This window comes from Adhaeribacter arboris, assembly GCF_003023845.1.
Classification (GTDB): domain Bacteria; phylum Bacteroidota; class Bacteroidia; order Cytophagales; family Hymenobacteraceae; genus Adhaeribacter; species Adhaeribacter arboris.
Genome location: NZ_PYFT01000001.1, coordinates 5,514,723 through 5,536,195, shown reverse-complemented (window position 1 = coordinate 5,536,195; position 21,473 = coordinate 5,514,723). Strand labels below are relative to the sequence as shown.

The 21,473-nt window shown below is 39.4% G+C and carries 28 protein-coding genes; 11 read left to right on the top strand and 17 right to left on the bottom strand.

Annotated features, from left to right (window positions below; translation table 11 throughout):
• Positions 1-25: 25 nt before the first annotated feature.
• Entirely contained in the window at positions 26-271 is a 246-nt protein-coding gene (locus AHMF7605_RS22535; protein ID WP_106932249.1) for a hypothetical protein, read from the top strand.
• Between the two features lie 83 nt (positions 272-354).
• Here AHMF7605_RS22535 and AHMF7605_RS22530 read toward each other — a convergent pair whose 3' ends face one another.
• The 5 genes from AHMF7605_RS22530 to dinB form a co-directional block, all read right to left on the bottom strand.
• Positions 355-537 (bottom strand): hypothetical protein, encoded by a 183-nt coding sequence (locus AHMF7605_RS22530; protein WP_106932248.1) that lies wholly within the window; start codon positions 535-537, stop codon positions 355-357.
• Between the two features lie 457 nt (positions 538-994).
• Positions 995-1,792: a hypothetical protein gene (locus AHMF7605_RS22525; protein ID WP_106932247.1), complete on the bottom strand. Its 798-nt coding sequence runs from the start codon at positions 1,790-1,792 to the stop codon at positions 995-997.
• A 274-nt stretch (positions 1,793-2,066) separates the two neighbouring features.
• Positions 2,067-2,432, bottom strand: coding sequence for a hypothetical protein (locus AHMF7605_RS22520; RefSeq protein WP_106932246.1), 366 nt, complete (start codon positions 2,430-2,432; stop codon positions 2,067-2,069).
• A 296-nt stretch (positions 2,433-2,728) separates the two neighbouring features.
• On the bottom strand, positions 2,729-5,695 hold the full coding sequence (locus AHMF7605_RS22515; RefSeq protein WP_106932245.1) for a DNA polymerase III subunit alpha: 2,967 nt from the start codon (positions 5,693-5,695) through the stop codon (positions 2,729-2,731).
• The gene (dinB, locus tag AHMF7605_RS22510) at positions 5,692-6,855 is read right to left on the bottom strand and encodes a DNA polymerase IV (protein WP_106932244.1); all 1,164 of its coding nucleotides are present in this window, start codon (positions 6,853-6,855) and stop codon (positions 5,692-5,694) included. Before dinB ends, AHMF7605_RS22515 begins: the two co-directional genes overlap by 4 nt.
• A gap of 291 nt (positions 6,856-7,146) precedes the next feature.
• Between dinB and AHMF7605_RS29905 the strand changes: the two genes are divergently transcribed.
• The gene (locus AHMF7605_RS29905) at positions 7,147-7,299 is read left to right on the top strand and encodes a hypothetical protein (protein ID WP_158267592.1); all 153 of its coding nucleotides are present in this window, start codon (positions 7,147-7,149) and stop codon (positions 7,297-7,299) included.
• Positions 7,300-7,329: 30 nt separating this feature from the next.
• Here the strand turns inward: AHMF7605_RS29905 and AHMF7605_RS22505 are convergent, their stop codons facing one another.
• The 8 genes from AHMF7605_RS22505 to AHMF7605_RS22475 all read right to left on the bottom strand — a co-directional run bounded on the left by AHMF7605_RS22505 (position 7,330) and on the right by AHMF7605_RS22475 (position 13,340).
• On the bottom strand, positions 7,330-8,019 hold the full coding sequence (locus tag AHMF7605_RS22505; protein WP_106932243.1) for an SOS response-associated peptidase: 690 nt from the start codon (positions 8,017-8,019) through the stop codon (positions 7,330-7,332).
• A 154-nt stretch (positions 8,020-8,173) separates the two neighbouring features.
• Complete coding sequence (locus AHMF7605_RS22500) at positions 8,174-8,368, bottom strand: hypothetical protein (RefSeq protein WP_106932242.1); 195 nt, start codon at positions 8,366-8,368, stop codon at positions 8,174-8,176.
• 20 nt (positions 8,369-8,388) lie between these two features.
• On the bottom strand, positions 8,389-8,634 hold the full coding sequence (locus tag AHMF7605_RS22495) for a hypothetical protein (RefSeq protein WP_106932241.1): 246 nt from the start codon (positions 8,632-8,634) through the stop codon (positions 8,389-8,391).
• Between the two features lie 22 nt (positions 8,635-8,656).
• Positions 8,657-10,066, bottom strand: coding sequence for a T9SS type A sorting domain-containing protein (locus AHMF7605_RS22490; protein WP_106932240.1), 1,410 nt, complete (start codon positions 10,064-10,066; stop codon positions 8,657-8,659).
• A 291-nt stretch (positions 10,067-10,357) separates the two neighbouring features.
• The gene (locus AHMF7605_RS22485; RefSeq protein WP_106932239.1) at positions 10,358-10,603 is read right to left on the bottom strand and encodes a hypothetical protein; all 246 of its coding nucleotides are present in this window, start codon (positions 10,601-10,603) and stop codon (positions 10,358-10,360) included.
• A gap of 262 nt (positions 10,604-10,865) precedes the next feature.
• Positions 10,866-11,030 carry a hypothetical protein gene (locus AHMF7605_RS29900; protein WP_158267591.1) on the bottom strand — a complete coding sequence of 55 codons (165 nt, stop codon included), beginning with the start codon at positions 11,028-11,030 and terminating at the stop codon, positions 10,866-10,868.
• A 527-nt stretch (positions 11,031-11,557) separates the two neighbouring features.
• Entirely contained in the window at positions 11,558-12,580 is a 1,023-nt protein-coding gene (locus AHMF7605_RS22480) for an SDH family Clp fold serine proteinase (protein WP_106932238.1), read from the bottom strand.
• A gap of 487 nt (positions 12,581-13,067) precedes the next feature.
• Positions 13,068-13,340 carry a hypothetical protein gene (locus AHMF7605_RS22475; RefSeq protein WP_106932237.1) on the bottom strand — a complete coding sequence of 91 codons (273 nt, stop codon included), beginning with the start codon at positions 13,338-13,340 and terminating at the stop codon, positions 13,068-13,070.
• A gap of 88 nt (positions 13,341-13,428) precedes the next feature.
• On the opposite strand from AHMF7605_RS22475, the gene AHMF7605_RS22470 reads away from it, so the two are divergent.
• The 8 genes from AHMF7605_RS22470 to AHMF7605_RS29895 all read left to right on the top strand — a co-directional run bounded on the left by AHMF7605_RS22470 (position 13,429) and on the right by AHMF7605_RS29895 (position 16,239).
• Positions 13,429-13,665 carry a hypothetical protein gene (locus AHMF7605_RS22470; protein ID WP_106932236.1) on the top strand — a complete coding sequence of 79 codons (237 nt, stop codon included), beginning with the start codon at positions 13,429-13,431 and terminating at the stop codon, positions 13,663-13,665.
• A gap of 308 nt (positions 13,666-13,973) precedes the next feature.
• Positions 13,974-14,162, top strand: coding sequence for a hypothetical protein (locus AHMF7605_RS22460; RefSeq protein ID WP_106932234.1), 189 nt, complete (start codon positions 13,974-13,976; stop codon positions 14,160-14,162).
• Between the two features lie 110 nt (positions 14,163-14,272).
• A complete protein-coding gene (locus tag AHMF7605_RS22455) occupies positions 14,273-14,512 on the top strand; it encodes a hypothetical protein (RefSeq protein ID WP_106932233.1) in 240 nt (79 codons plus the stop codon).
• Positions 14,513-14,516: 4 nt separating this feature from the next.
• Entirely contained in the window at positions 14,517-15,029 is a 513-nt protein-coding gene (locus AHMF7605_RS22450) for a hypothetical protein (protein WP_106932232.1), read from the top strand.
• The gene (locus AHMF7605_RS22445) at positions 15,019-15,378 is read left to right on the top strand and encodes a hypothetical protein (protein ID WP_106932231.1); all 360 of its coding nucleotides are present in this window, start codon (positions 15,019-15,021) and stop codon (positions 15,376-15,378) included. The genes AHMF7605_RS22450 and AHMF7605_RS22445 overlap by 11 nt, the downstream gene beginning before the upstream one ends.
• Positions 15,379-15,398: 20 nt before the next feature.
• Positions 15,399-15,716, top strand: coding sequence for a hypothetical protein (locus AHMF7605_RS22440; RefSeq protein WP_106932230.1), 318 nt, complete (start codon positions 15,399-15,401; stop codon positions 15,714-15,716).
• Positions 15,703-15,984, top strand: a complete 282-nt coding sequence (locus AHMF7605_RS22435) for a Rha family transcriptional regulator (RefSeq protein ID WP_106932229.1) — start codon at positions 15,703-15,705, stop codon at positions 15,982-15,984. Before AHMF7605_RS22440 ends, AHMF7605_RS22435 begins: the two co-directional genes overlap by 14 nt.
• Positions 15,985-16,068: 84 nt before the next feature.
• On the top strand, positions 16,069-16,239 hold the full coding sequence (locus tag AHMF7605_RS29895; RefSeq protein WP_158267590.1) for a hypothetical protein: 171 nt from the start codon (positions 16,069-16,071) through the stop codon (positions 16,237-16,239).
• 80 nt (positions 16,240-16,319) lie between these two features.
• On the opposite strand, the gene AHMF7605_RS22430 is transcribed toward AHMF7605_RS29895, so the two are convergent.
• A complete protein-coding gene (locus AHMF7605_RS22430; protein ID WP_106932228.1) occupies positions 16,320-16,745 on the bottom strand; it encodes a hypothetical protein in 426 nt (141 codons plus the stop codon).
• 211 nt (positions 16,746-16,956) lie between these two features.
• Here AHMF7605_RS22430 and yidD point away from each other — a divergent pair, with 211 nt between their 5' ends.
• Positions 16,957-17,175, top strand: a complete 219-nt coding sequence (yidD, locus tag AHMF7605_RS22425; protein WP_106932227.1) for a membrane protein insertion efficiency factor YidD — start codon at positions 16,957-16,959, stop codon at positions 17,173-17,175.
• A 328-nt stretch (positions 17,176-17,503) separates the two neighbouring features.
• Here the strand turns inward: yidD and AHMF7605_RS22420 are convergent, their stop codons facing one another.
• The 3 genes from AHMF7605_RS22420 to rimO form a co-directional block, all read right to left on the bottom strand.
• Positions 17,504-18,076 carry a 5-formyltetrahydrofolate cyclo-ligase gene (locus AHMF7605_RS22420; RefSeq protein WP_106932226.1) on the bottom strand — a complete coding sequence of 191 codons (573 nt, stop codon included), beginning with the start codon at positions 18,074-18,076 and terminating at the stop codon, positions 17,504-17,506.
• Positions 18,076-19,638 carry a bacillithiol biosynthesis cysteine-adding enzyme BshC gene (gene bshC / locus AHMF7605_RS22415; RefSeq protein ID WP_106933576.1) on the bottom strand — a complete coding sequence of 521 codons (1,563 nt, stop codon included), beginning with the start codon at positions 19,636-19,638 and terminating at the stop codon, positions 18,076-18,078. The genes AHMF7605_RS22420 and bshC overlap by 1 nt, the downstream gene beginning before the upstream one ends.
• A 349-nt stretch (positions 19,639-19,987) precedes the next feature.
• Positions 19,988-21,301: a 30S ribosomal protein S12 methylthiotransferase RimO gene (gene rimO, locus AHMF7605_RS22410; RefSeq protein ID WP_106932225.1), complete on the bottom strand. Its 1,314-nt coding sequence runs from the start codon at positions 21,299-21,301 to the stop codon at positions 19,988-19,990.
• Positions 21,302-21,473 lie beyond the last annotated feature (172 nt).

Genomic DNA, 21,473 nt, shown 5'->3' with positions numbered 1-21,473 from the left:
ACCTACTATTAATCAAGATAAAACTTTGTTAACCTGGCGCGAATTCAATTCCCTTTCCCCAACAAACCAGTTAGAATACCTCTACAAACATAGTCGGTTTCTCTGCGTTCGGAAAACTTCTTCGCACCGGGTGTACTTGCATTACTTACCCAACTTCTTTGTAGAAATTTATGTACATTATCCGGGAGGTAAATTCAAGGACATTGTCACCTTCAAAGGCACTAAAATGCTGGAGCCATATCTGGAGCAGTTAATGGTGAAATGGGAGTAGAATTAGAAAAATTCCCTATTAAAGCATGATCCGCAAAATACTTAGGTCTTCTATTCTTCTAAAACAAAACTTATGCAAGAAGATTACCAGTGATCCGGTAAACTGGGTTGAGGTTTGGGAGAGTTAACTAAACCTGCGGCGGCTTGATGGAGGGCAGACTTTAAATTACTAAATAATTCTTCGTCAAAAAATTGCTGTTTGGTTTCCAGTATTTCAAAGGCTTGAGTCAAAGCTAAAAAATCCTGTGCTTTAGATGTTTGTACCATATTAGATATTAAACCCTAATCTACTCCATTATGTTCCTTATGACATCCTTTACCCAGGCGACTCTTTAATCCACAGTACAGGAAGGATTCCTGTCCAAATTAGCCACCATAAAAACTTTGGCTGGCAAAAACCGCTTCGTTCAGTTTATATTATTAATTAATCGGTGGTCAAAAGGTAGGTTAGTAAAGATAGGTATTGGCCTAGTTTATGCATATACAAATATCTATATATTAAACACTTACTTCTTATTTTTATTAATATGCCAAAGCCGGTCGTTGCTCATAAAACTATTATAGTTGCTTTACTACTTATGACGCCTGTTATAGTACTTTTATTTCATTCTTGTAGTTGAGAAAGTGTTACTACAATCCGAAATTATAATAGAATTATTAAATACCCGGGCTTAGGGCAGAGGAATAAGGATAGGAGTTATAGGTAGATGTAGACGATATTAATTTATGGAATATGGAAATCTATACTAAAATCGTACTCTATATCCCTATTTGAAAGCCCCCGAAGTTTATCTAAACCATTCATAGCATAATGTAGATATTGATTGCTTTTTCTCTTTAATAATTTAATATTATACAATTCTCCTTTTGTAAGTTTATTAGTGTGATAAGGTAAATATTTAATCAAATCTTTAGGTTTAATTCTGTTTATAATACTTTTTTCTTCTGAGGCCATATACCTAAATACCTTTATGCAACTATTCAAGCCCTCTATTTTGGATTTAGGAGCTATGCTTCGAAGTTCGATAAATAAAGAAATTAAGTTTCTTTTAGAATATTCGGGAAATATTATGAATTCAGAATTTAAATCGGGTTTCTTTATAGTATTAAAAGATTTTGTAAGATTAAAGTCCATTTCACTAATAGCTTTCTCATCATAATTAACACTATCTATTTGCCTGAATTGGTCAGATACTAAATATTCAAATTCTTCATTAATCTCTGACGAAACATAAAATAGTTCATAAAGTCGGCTGGTGATTTCAGTAGATAATCTATCTATTTGCGCCTGCTTTTTACTTTCTTCAGTGTACTTTTTTTGGTTTTCACTATAAAGAAAAGTAATTGCACCTACGATGACGGAAGAAAGTAACCAGATACCAAAACTTGTATTAACAAATTTCCACCAACCGGCCCATTTTTTAAAATTAATTGTTTCCTGTTGTTTATCTAAATCCAATCGAATTTCTTGCCTGTAAATTTCTTCCTGCCGAATTCGTTCTTTTTCTTCTGGAGTAAGCATTTTTAAATTAAATAATTTTTTTAATACCTTAACGGGCCAAACAAAAAAAATATTTAGTAACTACAAAAAGGCAATGTCAGTTCCACCAAGCTTTGTCCAGATTATAAAGCTTGGCGATATTGCTATTACTCGCCCGTTTAAATCTTCTCCTTACCTCATTTTTATAAGTAGATCCAACAAGAAGGAAGCCTACATTTATCTGAATTAATCTGACAGCTGTAACACTGAATACACGCGTTACAACTGTTACAGTACAATCCGTATGCAGCCTTAATTACTCTTGAATCCCAAGACCATCAAGTTTTTCTTCCAATATCAAATCCGTATCCGGAAAGCCCCAGGTTTCTAAAGTAGGAATATCAAAGCCCATTTCCTGGAGCTTGGTTTGTATCCGATTAAGTTTACTTGGTTCAATTGATTCAAAATGCCCTATAGCGGTAGTAAAAATTCTAAGTGGCTCATTGTTTTCCCATACAATCCGTATTTCGTAGTCCTCTGCATCTAACCGAATACCAATAGCAGGCTCTCCCGCAAAAGGAAGAATTTCCCATTGTTCGGGGTGTACATCAGAATCAGAATACAAAACAATTTTAGCAATCTCTAATAATTCTGCTTTGGTAATACTGGATAGATGTCTCATAATGCTTTATTCTTTAGTTTTCGATGCAGCCAAAGTACGAATACGATATTATATTTACTAATATTTTTAGTTGATTCATTTTTTTTATTAATTATATGACAAATAACTAAGTATAATAGCATTATAACAGAACAGCAATAAGAGAAGTATCGAGAATGTAATGGCTATGCTGCATTCCTGCGAAGAGTCACTTCAGCAAATTTACGAGAGCCTGGAATCCATTAAGTTAAAATTGCACTAGGTGGCTATTTCTTTATTTCAGCATCTACATGGCATCTATTGAATGACTTCTATTTTTAATTACTACTCTTAACCATTGCGCTACTGGATTGGTGCTTTTCCTGAAAGGGGAGTTTATCCATTTTCTCAACTTCCAAACTAGGAAAACCAAATTCTACTACTACCCGGCCTAGAAGCAAATACACTCCTGGACCTTTAAAGGGCCACTCTTTTAAGGAAGCCGGGAAGTTAACGGTATCAAAAAAGTTGTTTTGTGCATCCAGAAAAGTACCAAACTGCATTAACTCGCCTCTAATGGTGCGCACCTGTTTGGTGGTTACCAGAATGCCCATCATCCGTACTCTCCGTCCTACCCACTGCGGCAAATTTACGGCTAGTACATCGCCTCTTTGTTTGGTTTTGAGTAAGTCAAAATAGGACAGACTAACCGGAAAGCCAAGTAATTCCAGTTCATCCCAGGCTGCATCTACCTGGGTATAGGTCAGCGGCGGCAAAGTAAAGGGTTTAGCCGAACAAGGAAAAAGAGCGGCTTCTGTATCCAAGCTGCTTTTATGCCCGAGGAGGTAAAGGGCTTCCCAGAGCAAAGTAGTTTTATTTTTACCCGTAAAGCGAAAGGCATCAATGCGAATGAGAATTTCAATTTGCTCTACGGTTACCTGAGTGCGCTTAATAAAATCTTCTAAACTGGCATAGGTACCCTGCTGCTGGCGCTCGGCTACCAGTCTTTGCCCTAACTGCTGTTCCAGGTTCTGGATATGTACCAAGCCTAAATAAATGTCCTGGCCGTAAAGGAAGGTAGTAAAGTGGCTCTGGTTGATACAAGGCAAGTGGATAATAGCTCCGGCTTTACGAGCTTCCTGCACATAGACCCAGGTCGAGTAGAACCCGCCAAAGTTATTAATCACGGCCACCATAAACTCTAAGGGAAAGTAGGTTTTCAAATACAGGCTCTGGTAGCTTTCCACGGCAAAAGAAGCGGAATGTGCTTTCGAAAAACTATATCCCGCGAAACTCTCGACCTGCCGCCAGACTTCTTGAGTGATGGCTTCGGGGTAGCCCTTCTCCCGGCAGTTTTGAAAGAACTTATCCACTAACTTCTGAAATTCTTTTTTGGAGCGCGACTTGCCCGACATACCCCGGCGCAATACGTCGGCATCGGCTAAATCCAACCCCGCAAAGTGGTGGCAGACTTTCAGCACATCTTCCTGGTAAACCATCACCCCGTAGGTTTCCTGCAGTTGCTCGCCTAGTACCGGATGAATGTGCTGAATCTTATCGGGAGCGTGAAAGCGCTCGATATAGGCCCGCATCATCCCTGATTTCGCTACTCCCGGCCGGATAATGGAACTAGCTGCCACCAGGGATAGATAATTATCACAGCGTAGTTTCTTAAGTAAGCCGCGCATGGCCGGGCTTTCGATATAAAAACAACCGATGGTATCACCGGCTTTTAGTTGCGCTTTTACCTTCTCGTCCTGCTTAAAGCGGGCGATATCGTGGGCATCTACTTTAATCTGCTGGTTCTGCTGCACAAGATGCACGCATTCTTTGATGTGCCCAATGCCGCGCTGACTTAAGATGTCGAGTTTCTCAAAACCAATACTTTCGGCGACATACATATCCCACTGGCTGGTAGGCATGTTTTTCGGGGGTAAGTCCAGGGCCGTATAGCAGGTAAGCGGCTGTTCAGAAATAAGCACCCCGCCGGCGTGAATGGAACGGACATTGGGAAAGTCGGTGAGCAATTTGCCGTAACGGAAGATTTGCTTCGTGTACTGGTTTTGGTTAACGTTAGCTCCCGGGTTAGCTACCAACATATCCAATTCACTTTTGGGCAAGCCGTAGACTTTCCCTAGCTCCCGTAAGATGGCATTTTGCTGAAAGGTACTCATCGCGCCGAGCAAAGCGGTGTGCTCGTGGCCGTAGCGTTTGAAGATATAGTCTAATACCTCGTCCCGTTCATCCCAACTGTAATCAATGTCAAAATCAGGGGGGCTGGTGCGTTTGGGATTTAAGAAGCGCTCAAAGTACAAGTCCAGCTCAATCGGGTCAACGTCGGTGATGTGCAAACAATACGCTACTACGCTGTTCGCGCCGCTGCCCCGGCCGACATGGTAAAAGCTGCGGCTCATGGAATAACGAATAACATCCCAAGTAATCAAAAAATAAGCCGAAAAGCCCAGCTTATCAATGATCGCTAGTTCGTGTTCCACCCGCTGTTTAGCGACTTTATTACTTGCTCCGTAGCGGTGCCGTAAGCCATCCCAGGCTAATTTCTCCAGCAGCAGCTTATCATCATAGGCCGTGGTACTATAATGAAATTTGTTTTTGCGGGTGGTAAAATCGAAGGTAAAAGTCGCTTGTTCTACGAGCTTTTCCAGATTGGTCATTAAGCGAGGGAACCGCTGGGAAAGAGGACTTAGTTGGTTCGCCGGCAGAAAGGCTGCATTTTCACTTAACGCATGCTCCGGGGTAAGCTGACTAAGTAAGATATTATGATCAATGGCCCGTAAGTGGCGGTGCAAAGCATAGCCTTCCGCGTCCAAGTAAGTAAATACCGGTTGTAGCAAGAGTTTTTCGGGTTGGTGGCGCAAGTCCGAGAAGGTTAGCTTATTTAGTTCGTGGGGTCGGATGCCGATGTATTCATTCTCCCGGAGCGCCTGGGAACCAGCCGCAGAGAAAGGGTAAATGACAACTACCTGATTAAAAGTGGGAGGAACGTCGGGTAAGGGCTGTTGCTTTAATTGATAGTAGCTAAGAAACTGATTTAACTCCTGAAAACCTAACTGATTCAAAGCTACTCCTGTGTAGAGTAGCTGGTTCTCGCGCCGAAACTCAATACCTACTACGGGATGGATGCCCTGCTGCTGGCAGGCGGCTATAAAGGGGAAAACCCCGGAGGTATTATTAATATCGGTCAGCACTAACGTTTGATAACCTTGGTTCACGCCTATCGCTACTAAATCTTCGACGGACAGGGTACCGTAGCGTAAACTGTAGTAGGAATGAACAAAGGCAATCATCGCTTCTTACCCGTTAGTCCCGCCGCTCGTTTAACGGCCTCGGCTCCGTAGCGGTGCCGGATCTTATCCATGGCCTGGTAGAGGTTCACCAGTTCCGCGGTATCTTCAAATAAATCAATCTGCTGAAAGCCCTGCACTAAATGGCTGAGCCGGACGCCCAAAAGCCGAATCAGCATTCTCCGGTTATAAAGCTTGTGGAACAATTCTTTGGCCTTGCGAATAAGGATATGGTCGGCCGCATTATAAGGAATCATCAGCTGCTGAGTATGGGTATCAAAGTTGGCGTAGCGAATCTTGACGGTAATACAACTGGTTAGCTTTTCTTGCCGGCGCAGTTCAAAGGCCAGCTTCTCGACCATGGCTACCAGCAGGTTGTTGAGAAAAGGAATATCCGTCGTATCCGTAGCAAAGGTCTGTTCGGTGCTAATAGACTTCTGCTCCGAGTAAGGCACCACGGGGGTTAAGTCAATGCCGTTGGCTTTTTCCCAGATACTCACCCCTTCTTTGCCCAAGACCTTCTGAATGACGTCCACCGGAATCATGGTGAGCACTTCAATGGTGGGCACCCCCATGTTGCGCAGGAGCTGGTAGTTCTTTTCTCCCACGCCCGGAATCTTGCGGATGGAAAGCGGGGAAAGAAAAGGCTTGACTTGCTCTTGCCGCACCTGCAAAGTACCATTCGGTTTCGCTTGCCCGGTAGCAATCTTGGAAACCGTTTTATTCACGGATAAACCGAAGGAGAGTGGGAGGCCCGTTTCCTGCATAATATAGTTGCGGAGTTCATTAGTCCACTTCCAGGTACCAAAGAAGCGGTCCATGCCCGTCACATCCAGGTAATGTTCATCAATAGAAGCTTTCTCGTAAATGTCCGCTTTCTCGGCAATGATTTGCGTCACATCGGCCGAGTACTGGCTATACGCTTCCATATCGCCCCGGAGCACCAGGGCTTCTTTACAGAGCTGTTTCGCCATTCGCATGGGCATGCCGGCGTGTACCCCGTAGTAGCGGGTTTCGTAACTGCAACTGGCGACTACCCCTCTGTCCGATAAGCCACCAATGATAAGCGGCTTATTCTTTAGGTCCGAGTTACGTAATCGCTCGACGGACACAAAGAAGGTATCTAAATCTAAGTGAGCAATGGTTCGATTTTCCAGCAGCATATCTTACCAGCATGGCTAAAGATTAGTATAACTAAATACTAATTATGTTAGCAATAACGTAATAAAATATACTAAAGCTAAATATATTGGAATTATTTTTTTTGCTATGCACCAATAAAACCAAAATAATTAGCATAATGAATGACTGATGCTGCTAATTCTGCCAGAAAAACTGGCTAAACTAAAAATAGACAGATCAAAGCTGCTAAATATAGGAACCTATTTAAACGAAAAATTATTTTTGATCCTGCTCAAAGTGCTTATTCTTCCCAGTACGAACCCGAAGCTTGGATGGGTATTCTATACGCCTGTACCGCCAAACAGCAGGAAACAATAACGTACCTGGCAAGTGTGCTGGAGATAGAGGAAAACTTGTCCGAGAAGATTACGCAAGTAACTATAATCCGTAGCCGGGGCAGCGGCTATACGCCGGCGAGCTATTGATGAGGATGCTGGGAGTTGTAGTTACCGGATTTACTTGGGATTAGGGAAAGAAGTAATCCCTGGAATGGGCATGGCTTTCATCTCCTGGGATTCATAAGGGGTTAGTAGCGCTAATAACTGCTCTTTGGATAAGCTATCATCCAGCCACAGCTTTTCGGTTTCCCGGGTTAAGATTACCGGCATGCGTTCCGGGTGGATTGGTTTTACTAATTCATTAGCAGTGGTAGTAATAATGGTAAAAGAAGGCACAACTTCGCCGGTTTTCTGATCTACCCACTCATCCCACAAGCCGGCCATGGCAAAGAGCTCGTCTGATTTTAAATTGATAAAGTAAATTTGTTTTTCCTTTTTGGTTTTGGGTTTAGCAATCGGTTGACCAAACATATCCTTCTCTGGTGTAGTTACATCCTTCCATTCATAAAAGCCGGTACAAGGAACCAGGCAGCGCTTGCTTGTTATAAGGCTCCGGAAGGAAGGCTTTTCCGTGAGTTCTTCTGCTTTGGCGTTAAAGGTACTGTATTTAATCTCTCTGGTCTTGGACCAATGCGGCAGGATAGACCACTTCATAAAAGTTAGCTGCTTAGGATCCTTGTTGGTAATGACGGGTAATACGTTTCCCGGAGAAGCGTTGTAATTAGGCTTATACTTCTGGTCGATTTGTAAATCAAACCGCTCCTCCAGTACATCTACATCTTCTGATTCTGCATAACGTCCGCACATAGGATTAATATTTAAACTTGAAATTACCGGTTTTTACGAATTCTTTTAATGATTATCAAGTAAATGCCGGCCGCAATAAAGGCGTAAGCCATCCAGTCGTACCATTCCATAGTAAAATCTATTTGTACTAATTCCCCCTTTTATAACAAACTAATTAGCTTACTACCCAATGCAAAGCATCCAGGATGGTCTGGTTGATTTTAATCTGCTTTTGGTTTTCCAGCAGGGTGCCCATGGCTACTTGGTCAATTTCATCTTGGGCCACGATTTTTGTATCTTTAAGCGATAGAAGCTCGTTTTGACTCTCTAATTCCTGGATTCTAGCTAAGACTTCTTGTTCGGTTTTCATAGGAAGATATGAAAGAATTACTAAGTTATGTCGGACAAATCTACCATATTTAAATACGGCTCCAGGCAGATAATACTATTAAATCCTCTTACTCCTTGAACCTCATTATCCGCTACCCGGTACCAGATTTCGGCAAAGAAGTTGCCCATGTGGTAGAGGCACAAGGTGTAATTACCACTGATTCGGGCCGCTAAGAACTCACCTTTATTCCAAACCATTTCCGCCCGTTGGTTATAATTACCGCGATTGAAATCGTACAATTCCATGCAAGTTGATATGCTGCAAGTATTATTCTACAATAATTTTACTGTTTCGTATTTTTTTACCATCGTTGATTTGTAGCAGGTAGGTTCCTTTGGGGTAATTAGAAATGTTTATACGAGTGGCAGATTTAAATTCTTCCTTGTAGAAAATTTTACCTGTTACATTGTATAGTTTGACCATTGCTTGCCGAGAGCTCTTTTCCATTTTGATGTTTATAAAGTCTTTGGTGGGATTGGGAAAGATAGAATAATCTAGCCTTATTTCCCCTGGTACAGCGGTTACTATTTGGTACTTTTCAGTACTGGCTAGCCTTAGAAAACCGGCCTGACTGTTATTGTCATTATATAAAAAAATACATCTCTTCTGGTTAAGTACCGCTACGGGCTTATTGCCATTAACATACAGCATATCAGGGGAAGTGATTTTTTCCGAAAATCCAACTAAGTCTTTATGAATGTCGACCAAAAGAATATTTCCTTGGAAGACACCTCCTGGGGAAATATTATCAAACCCAATCACTATTCTGTCAGCGGAAAGTTTAGTAGCTGAAATCCCTATATTTTGATCTTCGTGGAAGGTAAATTTTTGAGAAAAGGAAATCTCCTTTTCAGTTGTAGTGCCTAGCTGAACAACACTTTGGTGGTCCCAGTAATTTTCTGTATAGACAAGAGCAAATTGGTTTTCATGAAGTCCTACAGCCCTAACAGAATAGCAATCCTCAGTAGAGAATCTATAAGGATTTCCAAAGGCAATAGTCCCATTAGCCTCTATTGACCCAATAAGTGCAGTTCCACCATCATAGCCATAGGCAATCACAAATTTAGTACTGGAGAGCGTATCCAGGGAGATGATGGTTGAATTGTTCATTGAAGACAAAGTAAAATTGTGAGAAGGGCCTAATGAGATACTGATCACGTCTTTTACCTTACCAATTAAACATTTACCCAATTGAGTTATAGGCTCCATATAGGCAATTAAAAAGGAGTCTTCCGATAGAGCAACCAATGAAAAATCATATACGAACGGGGAGGCCAATCTAATAGGGTTCCCTACTATAATAAAATCATCGCTTATAACTTCGCATACTCTTATAGTAGTAGTGGAGTTGGTCCTGGCGGTTAAAATAAATGTAGTGTTGGTTAGCCTGGTAACTTCCAACCCGTTTATTACCATATCGGTTGAAAAGGAGGTTGGCTTATTTAAGGTAATGGTCGAATCTTTGCTAATACTTCCGATTCGTATCCTACCTTCCCAAAATCCTCCTTGCAGATAGGCAATTACAAATTTATTAGGGGTTAAAGCGATTGTAGATAATGATTCGGAATCCCCTTGGTGGTCCGTAAAATCTATTCTTTTGGTTAAATACAACTGATCTTGTCCATAAGATAGATTTCCGGTTAAGAGAACAACGGCAATAAGTAGTAGTAAGCGCATAGGATTAGTGGAAATTATGGAAAATCAATAGGTATATTTTCTTGATATACTTGAATATACCGGCAAAATAGGCACTCTGTAGTTGGTTGTTCTGGCAAAATGTAAGGAGGAAGAAGTTATCCAATGAATATAGGAGAATAGTACAAAATATATTTAATAGATGTGTAATTTATTTAACGGAGACAAGAGCTAGACTACTTCCCACCCACCTGATTCTACTCCTTGCACTTTTTACCTAGTAAAAGCTAATTACAAATAGAAAGTGCAAGGTTTTAAACAAAACTTATTTCCTCACTTCCTCATTGATTCAATAACTTCTGCAATGGCTTGGAGTAAACCTACTTCTATTTTAAAGTTCTTTAATTGAAATTCATCTACCAGAGCCCGGTAGTTCTGTTCATCGTCTGGTTCAAAAAAGACGTGTACGCCATCTACATTTACCTCTAACTTGTGGGTGTAGCCGGTTTGAACTAGTCGCACTGGAAAAAGATACTCCTCCCCTTTGTAGGTGACGGGTAATTCAAAGTAATCATCCATTATTTAGAGATTGTCTTTACTGTAAAGTGGGCATGTAGGTGGATGGGTAAAGATAATTCCACTAAACAGTAACTTAAGGTTCTGAATTCATAAATTTAATTGCCGCGATGCCTACGAAGAAAATTATGCCCCACCAGTAGTAAAAGGTAACCTGTCTGTTATGATTAATAAAGGAGATAATGCCACCAAATACTACAGCCAGCATAAGCAATGCTGTTAGTAAGGTGGCTGTTTTTATGGTTGGTTTTCCCGTGATTTTAAATTAATATACTTCCTTAGTGCGTAGAGTATTTTTAAGCTTGCTTTTGCCCGTATCTTGACGGAATTGTTTTCTAATAGCTAATACATCTTTTAACAATATTCCGGTACTTACCAGACCGGTGGCACCTAAAGCTAAATGAAAGAGTGGATTTAAAAGAACCTGCATATTCTAGAGTAGATGGTTAGAATGGCAGTAGCGTTTTTATCGGGAGGAAGGTTTCACCCGTTTTTAGTAACCATCAGAATTAAAAAACTTTTATATCCCTATCTTATTTAAATACAAATAAGCTTATATTCCTTCCTAGTGCTTATACTTATGTACAGCCGGAGAGTATAGGGGTTAACTCATACCCTAAATAAACAAAAAAGCTCCTATTACTGGAGCTTATTAAGAATAAAATTAACTAATCAATTCCTTAAAGTTTGGGTGACGGTAATGGCGAGTTGCTTTGCCCGGGGAAATCTCGTTTAAAATCTAATTCAATCCTAGGAGGTGTAGTTGAAGTTGGATTAGGTCTGGGTGGATTTTGTAGAGTTGGTTTTTTCACGCGCAGCATTCGTGCAATTACACTTTTAACAGGCATTATGCTCTTTTCGTTCTTGGTAATAAGTTCTTTGTCAGTTAAGCCCTTGTTTATATGTGCGGGTTTTTCTTTCAATTATTATGGCTGCATAGTGGCAGCTATAATAATATTAGCGCCCCCTTTTCTTCGTAAATACAGGGTCTGATTCAAACGAGCCAGTAAAATAAAAATTATGATTCATCATATCTGCTATACGGTTAATAAAGGTCAATGCTGAATACAAGCTGTTTCCAAGTTCGTATTCAGGAGTGTTTGTTTTAATGATTTCAGACCCAAAAATCTCCTCCGCCTCAGATTTGTCAATAACAAAACTATGATCTTTGTACTTGTAAACTAACTCATTAGCAATTCCCTTTACGTCTTTTTTCAATTCATTACGGTGACTATTCAGTAGCTTTTCCGCATATTGCATGGCTGACTCAGCTACTCTTTCATAATATCCTAAGTGAATGAGTGGAAGCGATGAGTTTAAATAATTAGCAAACATTTCAGAAGATGCTGGATGGTTTTTCACCAATTCTGCAATATGCTCAACAGAATTTTTTAATCCTAAAGCCGGCAATTCGTTTATTTGCGGGTCAATAGGGCCCAATTCCGACAAACTACCCATGTGAATTTCATTGGCCGCGCAACAAATTAATGTGGCCGCCGACTTTGCCATTCGTGGCACAGCAATTATAAATCTTCCACCAGAATTATCAATACACAATTTGCCGATCAGATAAGCAGAACCAGCATCACCGCCCGGTGAATAGAGTATCAACAATATTGGCTTCTTTTCTGGAAAATCCGTTACTGCATTATAAATTCTATCAGCGTCACCTTTTACAAGCGCCCCATTATCGTGCAGAATCAGTACGTTATATGTATCGCAGCAGAGGTGTTCTTTAGCCGTTTGTTTCAAGTATTTTTTTATGACTTTATAGCACTCGGCTTTTAAGGCTTCTGTCCCCGTTTCTGAGAACCCATTAATAGTGCTGTTTATCACATCAACAGCAGAAACACTATCCGCCTTTTGCTTGTCAGCTGGTGCTGCATCAATTTGTAACCCGCCTGTATCTATGTTAGCTTCGGTTGCATCAGTTTCAACATCCTCTATTTGTCCATTGCTATTACTCTCCATCAAGCTCATAATTAATTTATTTTATAAATAAAAAGCCCCTTGATTAAGGGGTTAAAAATTAACACAAAAAGTTATTTATTACGCCTTTTTTGAAGGTAAGATTGAATCTTTTTTAGGTGAATGATGTGTACCAATATTATTGTTCTTTTTATCAATATCATGGTTTAAGACCTCAGTTACACTTAACTTTTTTTCTTTTGTATAAATTTTAACGTTGGGGATATTATGGGAAAATCGAGTAATAGGTGTCATAAAGCGAATTTTAGTAGATTAGGGATTAATAGCAAGCAAAATTACATAAAAGTCATACCAAGTCATACAACTTTGATCAAAAATGGTATGACTAGTACTTGCCTCTGACAGTAGCGGCACTATCAGATGCAACTGTGGTTTTGTTTAAAATACCTATTATGGCTGTCATTCTTTTGATTAAAACAATCTAATTTCAAATATAATAAATAATATTGAATTAATTAAAGTAGTATTAGTAACGCATTTAATTATCACTCGGACAAAAACGGTATATGGTATTTAAGATCGGACTTTCTATTTCACTTTTATACTCGTTATTAGCTTTATGCCTTACTTCAAGTTCTTCTTTTAATTTTTCTAGTTCTTCTAGCTTTTGCAATACAAAGGCTTTATGTGCCTGTAATTTGGCATCTGTCCGCTTTTGACTGATAAAAAGGTATACATTCAGGACGGTAAGAGCAATAATAAGCCCTAGGATACTATACAGGCCAATAAAAGAGGTTTGTAAAACGGGCATATAAATTAATATAGGATTGAATTATAAAATTAATGATAAACTTGTATATGTCCAACATATATAATATAATTGCGTAATTATTATTTAAATGGCAGATAAGAAACCAGTACCTCAATTTGTAACGCCTTATAAATACGCTCAACTGTGCGGCGTGTCTTATACTGCTATTTACGGACGTATTGAGCGAGGTTTAATTGAACTTTCAGAAGAAACTAGTATGGATGGAACAGTAAAAAGATTAATTGACACTATTAAATTTCCACCTACAAAACTAAACGATTACCCAATCGAATATAAAGGAAGATCAAAGCCAAAAAACAATTAATATTTTTTAAGTGAAATGTTGTACATGTTAAACATTTCACATACATTTACAGTATAATAATTCAGAGAGGTGTAAAACCTTTTATTTTTTTCGAATATGTTATACATGTACAATATTTAAGTATATGAAAACTTACACTGCATCCTTCAAAACCTATAAACTAAACGGAGTTAAAAAGTATGAGACTAACATTTATCAGAATGGCAAAAAGGTATTTACTAACACTTTAGAGAGCCGGGAAAAGCAGTTACAGTTTACTTCCAATTGCATTAGAATCTTTAAAACGCGAACTATAAACACTTAATAAAATGAACGCTTACACCATCAGCTACAAGCATTACAAAGTAGACGGCCATAAACGGCTAGATGTGATAGTTTACCAGAACGGAACCTGGATAAACAAATTTTTAACAAAGGAGGCGGAGAAGAATAAAACTTATGCCGCTAACCTAGTCAACGCATTACGAAGGAAGGAGGCCCGAACATTCCCATTCTAACAGATTGCCTTATCCGACCTATAATCAATCCGAGCTATGAAAAAAGGAGCCTACTCGTAATAGGCTCCCTAAATTAAAAATTAACAAGAAACATTTAATTATTGGAAGTTATGCAAAACGAATGCCAAAACCAAGAACAACCGTTTGACCCTAGGGCTTTAATCAATTTTATTGTAAATGTGATTGAACCCGATACGGCCGCGAGAACATTAGACAAAGCTATGTTTTTTCTAATCAGTTATGTTATTACTGAAAATATAGTCAATCCCGATCAATTTGATTTGTACTGGAATTTACGCGAAATGCGAAACGCGATTTTAGTTGGTTCCAACAATATTAATCTGGATTAAGGCTATGGAAAATCAATTAAATAGTATTCGCGAAAAGTTAAAAACAGCGGCCGATACTGCTTTTAACCTTAATAAAATAAGTGAGGAAGAATTTCGCTTTTATGGTTATTTAATTAAAGATGATACCAAATCACAATTCACCTATGAAGAGGCATTAGAAAATTTGGAAAAAAAGCAATCTGGTTATCTGATAGACTTAGATGAAAACGATTGTGAGGATATAGAAATCCGATTTAAAAACACAACCTATTATAGTCAGCCTACAGAAGTTGTGTTTAATGCTACTTACATTCTGCAAGCTATTGCCGAATCTACGCCGGAAGAAGTTGCTCAAGCTCTTGACCAAAGCATGGTATTTATGATTGGTTATATGGAAAAAGCAGGTTGGACAATGAATGGCAACTTGATACGAATGTATAACAATTTAAGAGAGCTTAGAAACGGAATTATTTTCGGTTATACCAATGCGGTTTTAGGTATGGTTACACAATATAATCCCAAAGGCGATGGAAAATAAAGATAAAGAAATAGCACTTTTACAATCACAAGCCCGTGAAAAAGCAGTTAAGGAAGGCAACAATCCGGATATTTTATTTGCCATAAAGCCAGATGTAGTTTTCAATGCTCAAGCCTTGTTAGAGGTAGTGGCTTATGATGAACCGTACCTAATGGTACAAGCCCTGGATTCTTTCATCTTTGAATTTTTACAGGTATTGAGTGATGCCAGTTCGGATAACAGCCTGCATTCAGATGTATACCATCACATTTGGCGAATCAAGCGGTTACGGGATGCCATTTTACACGGCTTGCCGGATGGAATACCGTTAGGGGATGGTGATCATAAAGACAGTCAATTTACCATGTAAAAACCTTTAAAGTTAAAAAAATGTGTCAGGCAAAAAATAACTATATAATCCCTTCAATGCTACACTGCAATGTTAAGGCCATTATTGTGGAAGCTGTTTTTAAGAATTACAATGCTGTTCCTTTGTTACAAGAGATTTTAGAAGATTTTGACCGTCCTCAAGAGTTTGCAAAATGGTTGAAACACCTTCTAAAATCTGACAAGAATCTGCAAAAAAAGCTGCGTAAAAATGCTAAGAACTGCAAGGAAGATGAATATCAACAGCGACGGTTTTTTATAAAAAAGCTTGCCAAAGGAATTAAGGCAGGCATTCCCGTAAAAAGCGATGGAACTGATTAAAATTTCTCAATACAATAATATCCCGGTAGTAGATAGCCGGGATATTGCTTCCGAGTTAGGGATTAAGCACAAGAACTTACTCGAAACCATAGACAAGCATCTTTCTACCATTGAAAGTACTTTTGGAAGGGTGGCGTTTGAAACGGAACCCTTACCCACGGCCGGAGGTATCCAGAAAAGCGCCGTTGCTTATTTGACCGAAGATCAGGCTATTTTCATTGGTGCTCTTTCCCAGAATTTAGAGCAATTACCTCAACAATTTAATTGATTTTATACTAAGACGATTGTTCATGCAACTAATAGTCGAAATTAGGAGGGTATCACCTATCTAGATAAAGAAGAAGGCCGGTCAATGCGGTTTTACAAAGATAAAGCCACCAACCAACTGTACGTGAACTCCTACGACATGGCCCGAGTACTGGGCTATGAAAATGCACACGAGCTGCTTAGCTTTGATGATACTTTAGATCAAATCCTATTGCATCAGAAAGAACATCCGGAAGAACCCTTTTTTATGAGATAAGGGTTAGTTGTGTACAAATCGTGTGCAAGCATAAAAGCAAACAATTAAAAAGTATATATAATCAGCTGATAAACAGAGAATTATATCGCTTCAACTATTTTATCTATATGCGTTTGCAATAGGTCAGCTTTGATACCTATGTTTACTGTACCCAATCGATGGCCAAAGCCAATACCTAAACGTTGTTCATTATACCACTGGTCACCAAAACGGGATAAATCAACGCCAATAGAACCTAGCTTTTTAGTTGGCAATACAGCTTGTAAACCCACGGTTGTAAAAGCGGTTACATTAAACCGGTTCTCCGCGAAGATTCCAATTTCCACCTTTTTTAAAGAAGCAATTCCTGCTACGTTATTGCGGCTAGACCAAACATCGGATAAAGTAACTGCTGCACCTGCTAAGCCAGCTGCCCGGGCACCAATAGGAAAAGGTTCGTGGGCAGCGGAACCTTTTAGTGCAATAAGAAGAAAAATACAAAATAGTAACCGGGTAAAAACAACCATGCAGTAGTATTAAAATTTTAATTTATAGCGCTATTAACTAGCCGCCTTAATCTTTTAAAAGGATTTATTCAACTTATAACACTTTCAACAATTATTCTTTTTAGTTTTTCTGAACAGTACTCCTGTAATACCGGAAAGAATTTATAGATCGTCGGCGCACGTAACTACTTTATTTTTAGTTAATATAGAACTACCTTGTAGTTCAGAACGCATGAAAATACTGCAATACTTATTACTAGGTTTCGTTTGGGTTTACCAAAAGATACTTTCCCCTCTCAAACCACCAAGTTGTCGTTTTACCCCAACCTGTTCCGAATATGCCGCGCAAGCCCTTCGCAAACATGGCCCCATCCAAGGTGCTAAACTGGCTGTTAAACGATTAGCAAAATGCCATCCTTGGGGCAGCAGTGGGTATGATCCTGTTCCTTAAGCCAACAGATATTAATTCAATTTTAAATAATTAACCAAAACGGCTACATACCTTCGATCTATTATAGTTAACAATATCTGCGTAACAAGCCCTACCAGGTAAGAAGTTTAGCTTACTGCTTAAGGTGTCGGCTTTTATTTGCATTAAAGAATAAGATACAATTTGGCAACTTAAAAATTTCATATTTCATCTTAAGCTTGCTCAGCAAAATTTTAAATTCTTGAGTGGAGTAAATAGGTGAGAATATTACTTGAGGTAGATATGGCTAAGTAGTAGTAATTACGATAGTATAGAACTACAAGTAACCTGAAGTAAAATCTTAAACTTATTAGTGAAATTGGTAAACCTTGGAAGGAGTTGTAATAAACTGTAACGAAATATCTTTCTCGTCCACATCGGAAATTAGCAGTACCGGTTCTTCCTCCAGCGATAATCCTACGGTAACTGTATCCGGACGGCACTCAGCCAAAAAACGATCGTAATAACCTTTTCCGTAACCTACCCGATGCCCTTTTTCATCAAAGGCCAGTAATGGAACCAGTACCAGATCCAAGTCTTGCGGGGTAACTGGCTCAGCACCATTTGGCTCCGGAATACCCCATTGATTGAGTAACAGCTTGGTTTCGGAAGAGAGTAAATAATGGGAAAGGGTTTGCGTGTCCGTAACCGGCACCGCAAGAGTTATCCTTGGGAAATCAGCCCGCAAGCGCTCGATAATAAACCAGGTATTTACCTCATTCTTAGAAGCAATGGGTAAAAAACTGTGGATTATTTTAAAGTTATTAATTGAAAAAAAACTAAAAAACTGCCGGCAAATTTCCTGACTACGAATGGTTACTTCTTCCGGCGTATACTCCTGGCGCTTTTGCAGCATTTTCCGGCGAAGCGTAGTTTTGAGCATTATTCTTCTTCCAGAATAGTAAATTTAGCGGCAAATGGCTCGAACGCCTCGTACAAATCGCGGATAAATTCTGAATTATTCGTTTGATAGGTTAATAAATTTTCGACGCGTTCCTGCAAAGTGCCATTCGGAAATAATTTATCTCTTAAAGAAGTAAGTTGGTTGTAAATAGTTTCGTACTTAGTATCGTTAGCCTTTACAATTTTTTTCTCCAGTACCATTAAAGAATTGTGCGTTTTTTGCGCTTCGGCAGCTACTGTTCTCGATAAAGTAGGATCAATGGTCGCCACAAGCTTTTCAATTCCCGCAAAAACGGCTTCCACTTGTTTTCTTTCTTCTTCCAGGTTGAGTTCTTTTTCTTGGTAAGTAGCGGTTACCTGTTTTTTTAAGGCTGGTAAATCCTGGAATAAATCCGTGGCTTGCAAATTTAATTTATGCATCCGGGTAGCCTGATTTTTTGCAATGTACAAACCCGAATTGCGTAGCATTATAACAGGAAAAGGAACTTTAAAAAACTGGAATACTTCTTTTAATTGGAACCAATAAGCCACTTCGGCTCCACCCCCAATATAACAAAGATTAGGTAAAAGTATTTCTTCGTAAAGTGGCCGCAGGATAACATTGGGGCTAAACTTTTCGGGTTGCGTTTCTGCTAAATGCAGAATTTCTTCCTGACTAAAGGACAAATCGGTATTTAAAACCTGATAACGACCCTCTTTTAGCACCAAACGTTCGCGTAAGCCATTATCCAAGTAAAATAAATTAATCTCGCGAGGAGTTACTTGGGTTTTATAACCGGCCGCCGCTAATTTCTCGGTAGTAGCATTGACTAGCTTAAAAGTAGTTTGCTCAAGCAACTCGTTTTTTACTACGGGTTGCAGTGCTTTTTTTAAGGCGGGAGCATCGCCATCAATGCTAATTAAACCAAATTCACCAAATAATTCGTGCGCCAGAAAACGGGTAGCCGCCGATAGCGTACCAAATTCTGTATAAGCTTTCTCAAACAAGGGATAACTTTCCGGTAAAGATTTAATTAAAGAAGAAATGGAATCTGTTTTAAACCGGCCTACTGCCCCTTTTTGATCGGTTTCCCAGGTGTAGGTTTTACCAAATAAGGTAAAATGATTAATCTCCGCAAAATCATGGTCTTCGGTTGCCATCCAATATACCGGCACGAAGTTATAATCGGGGTATTGCTGTTGTAATTGCTGCGCCGTTTTAATAGCCGTAATTATCTTGTAAATAAAATACAGCGGACCAGTAAAAATACTTAATTGATGCCCGGTAGTAATAGTAAAAGTATTAGGCTGTTTTAACAAATCCAGGTTTTTACGCACGCCGGCCTGCACTTCAGGTAGTAAAGCATATTGCCTTTCCAGTTCCTCGCAAAGTAAAGTTCGTTGTTCGGGAGTAAATTGTTTTTCAGAAATTTGTAACTGAAAATTTTCTAAAGTAGGGAAACGATGATAAAAAGAAGCTAAATTGTTTTTTTGCTGTAGATAATCGGTTACTAAGGGCGAAAACGCATGAGTAGCACTGTAATCTATTTGCGAAATTTTCATTCGAAAGCATTTTTGGTGGCCGGCTAGTGCCGTATCGCAAAGTAACATGTTATTTTATTAGTTTGACAGGGATTTTAACGGAAAACGTTTTTTACGCTTCAGCAAGTAAATTTTATTTTATGGAGAGTAACAACAATGTACCGAAATAGTTTAAACCGAATACAAATGTTCATGCGGAAAGAGCCAAGCTAAAAAAGAAATGTTCCTGAAAGTAGTGGATGATAAAATCCTAATTACTTTCAAGAACATTCCCAGCTACTTCTCAGAAACGCTGCTTCTAATCGGTATTTATAAAAATTTAATGTTCCAGAAGCCTTAAACTAGATACTCCGGCCGAAAAAAGGTAAATTTAGCTAACTACTTCCCCGTATAAATCAAAATCGGTACTGCTGGTAATTTTTACGTTGGCAAATTCTCCCGTTCTTATATAGTGGTTAGTAGCCGGAACCAGTACCTCGTTATCTACTTCCGGTGAGTCGTATTGAGTACGACCAACGTAATAACCGCTTTCCTTTCGATCAAATAATACTTTATAAGTCTGGCCTAGGCGCGCTTCGTTCAGCTCTAAAGAAATACCTTGCTGTAATTCCATAATAGCATCGGCCCGCTCTTGTTTTACTTCATCCGGCACCGTATCGCCAAGGGTGTGTGAATGCGTGTTTTCCTCGTGCGAATACGTAAATATACCCAAACGATCGAAGCGGGTTCTTTCCACAAAATCGTAAAGCTCTTCGAAATCTTGTTGCGTTTCGCCAGGATGACCAGCAATCAAAGTAGTGCGCAAAGCAATATTTGGCACCCGCTCCCGAATAGTTTCTACCAGTTCAATAGTACGGCGTTTACTTATTCCGCGACGCATGGTTTTAAGCATATTATCGGAAATGTGCTGCAGCGGCATATCCAGGTATTTACAGATATTCGCGCGCTCGGCCATTACGTCCAAAGCTTCCATCGGGAACTGCGAGGGATAAGCGTACTGCAACCGAATCCAATCGATACCGGGTACATCGGATAAGTGCCGTAACAAATCCGGCAACTTCCGCTCGCCGTACTGCTGCAATCCGTAGTAGGTTAAATCCTGCGCAATCAAGATCAATTCTTTTGTGCCCATTTCGGCTAAACGATTCGCTTCTTTCACCAAATCTTCTATTGGGCGGTCTACGTGTTTGCCCCGCATTAACGGAATAGCACAGAAAGAACAGGGGCGATTGCAGCCTTCGGCGATTTTAAAGTAAGCGTAATGTTTGGGTGTGGTCAGAAGGCGTTCGCCAACTAATTCGTGCTTATAATCGGCATTTAAAGTTTTAAGCAATTGCGGCATTTCCAAAGTACCGAAATACGCATCTACCTGCGGGATTTCTGCTTCCAGAGAATCTTTGTAGCGCTGCGACAAGCACCCGGTTACGTATAATTTGTCAATGTTGCCGGCTTCTTTCTCGTCGGCGTATTGCAGAATAGTATCAATGGATTCCTGCTTGGCATTGTCGATAAAACCGCAGGTATTTATGATTATAATATTGGCATCGTTTTTTCCGGATTCGTGGGTAACCGCAAAATTGTTACTGCGCAATTGCCCCATTAAAACTTCCGAATCAACCAGATTCTTAGAACAACCTAAGGTGATAACGTTTACCTTATCTTTTTTTAACGTTCTTACTTTCACTTATTAATTATGAGGTAATATGTATTCAAATCGAAAACCTTCTTTTGGATAGAATGGTTCGTTTCGAAATGGCTGGCAAAGTTACAATTGTTTAGTGAATTAAATAAATCCAAAACGTTTTTGATATAGTAGTAGAACCTGATAACGAATAGCTGATACAAAAATTAAAACC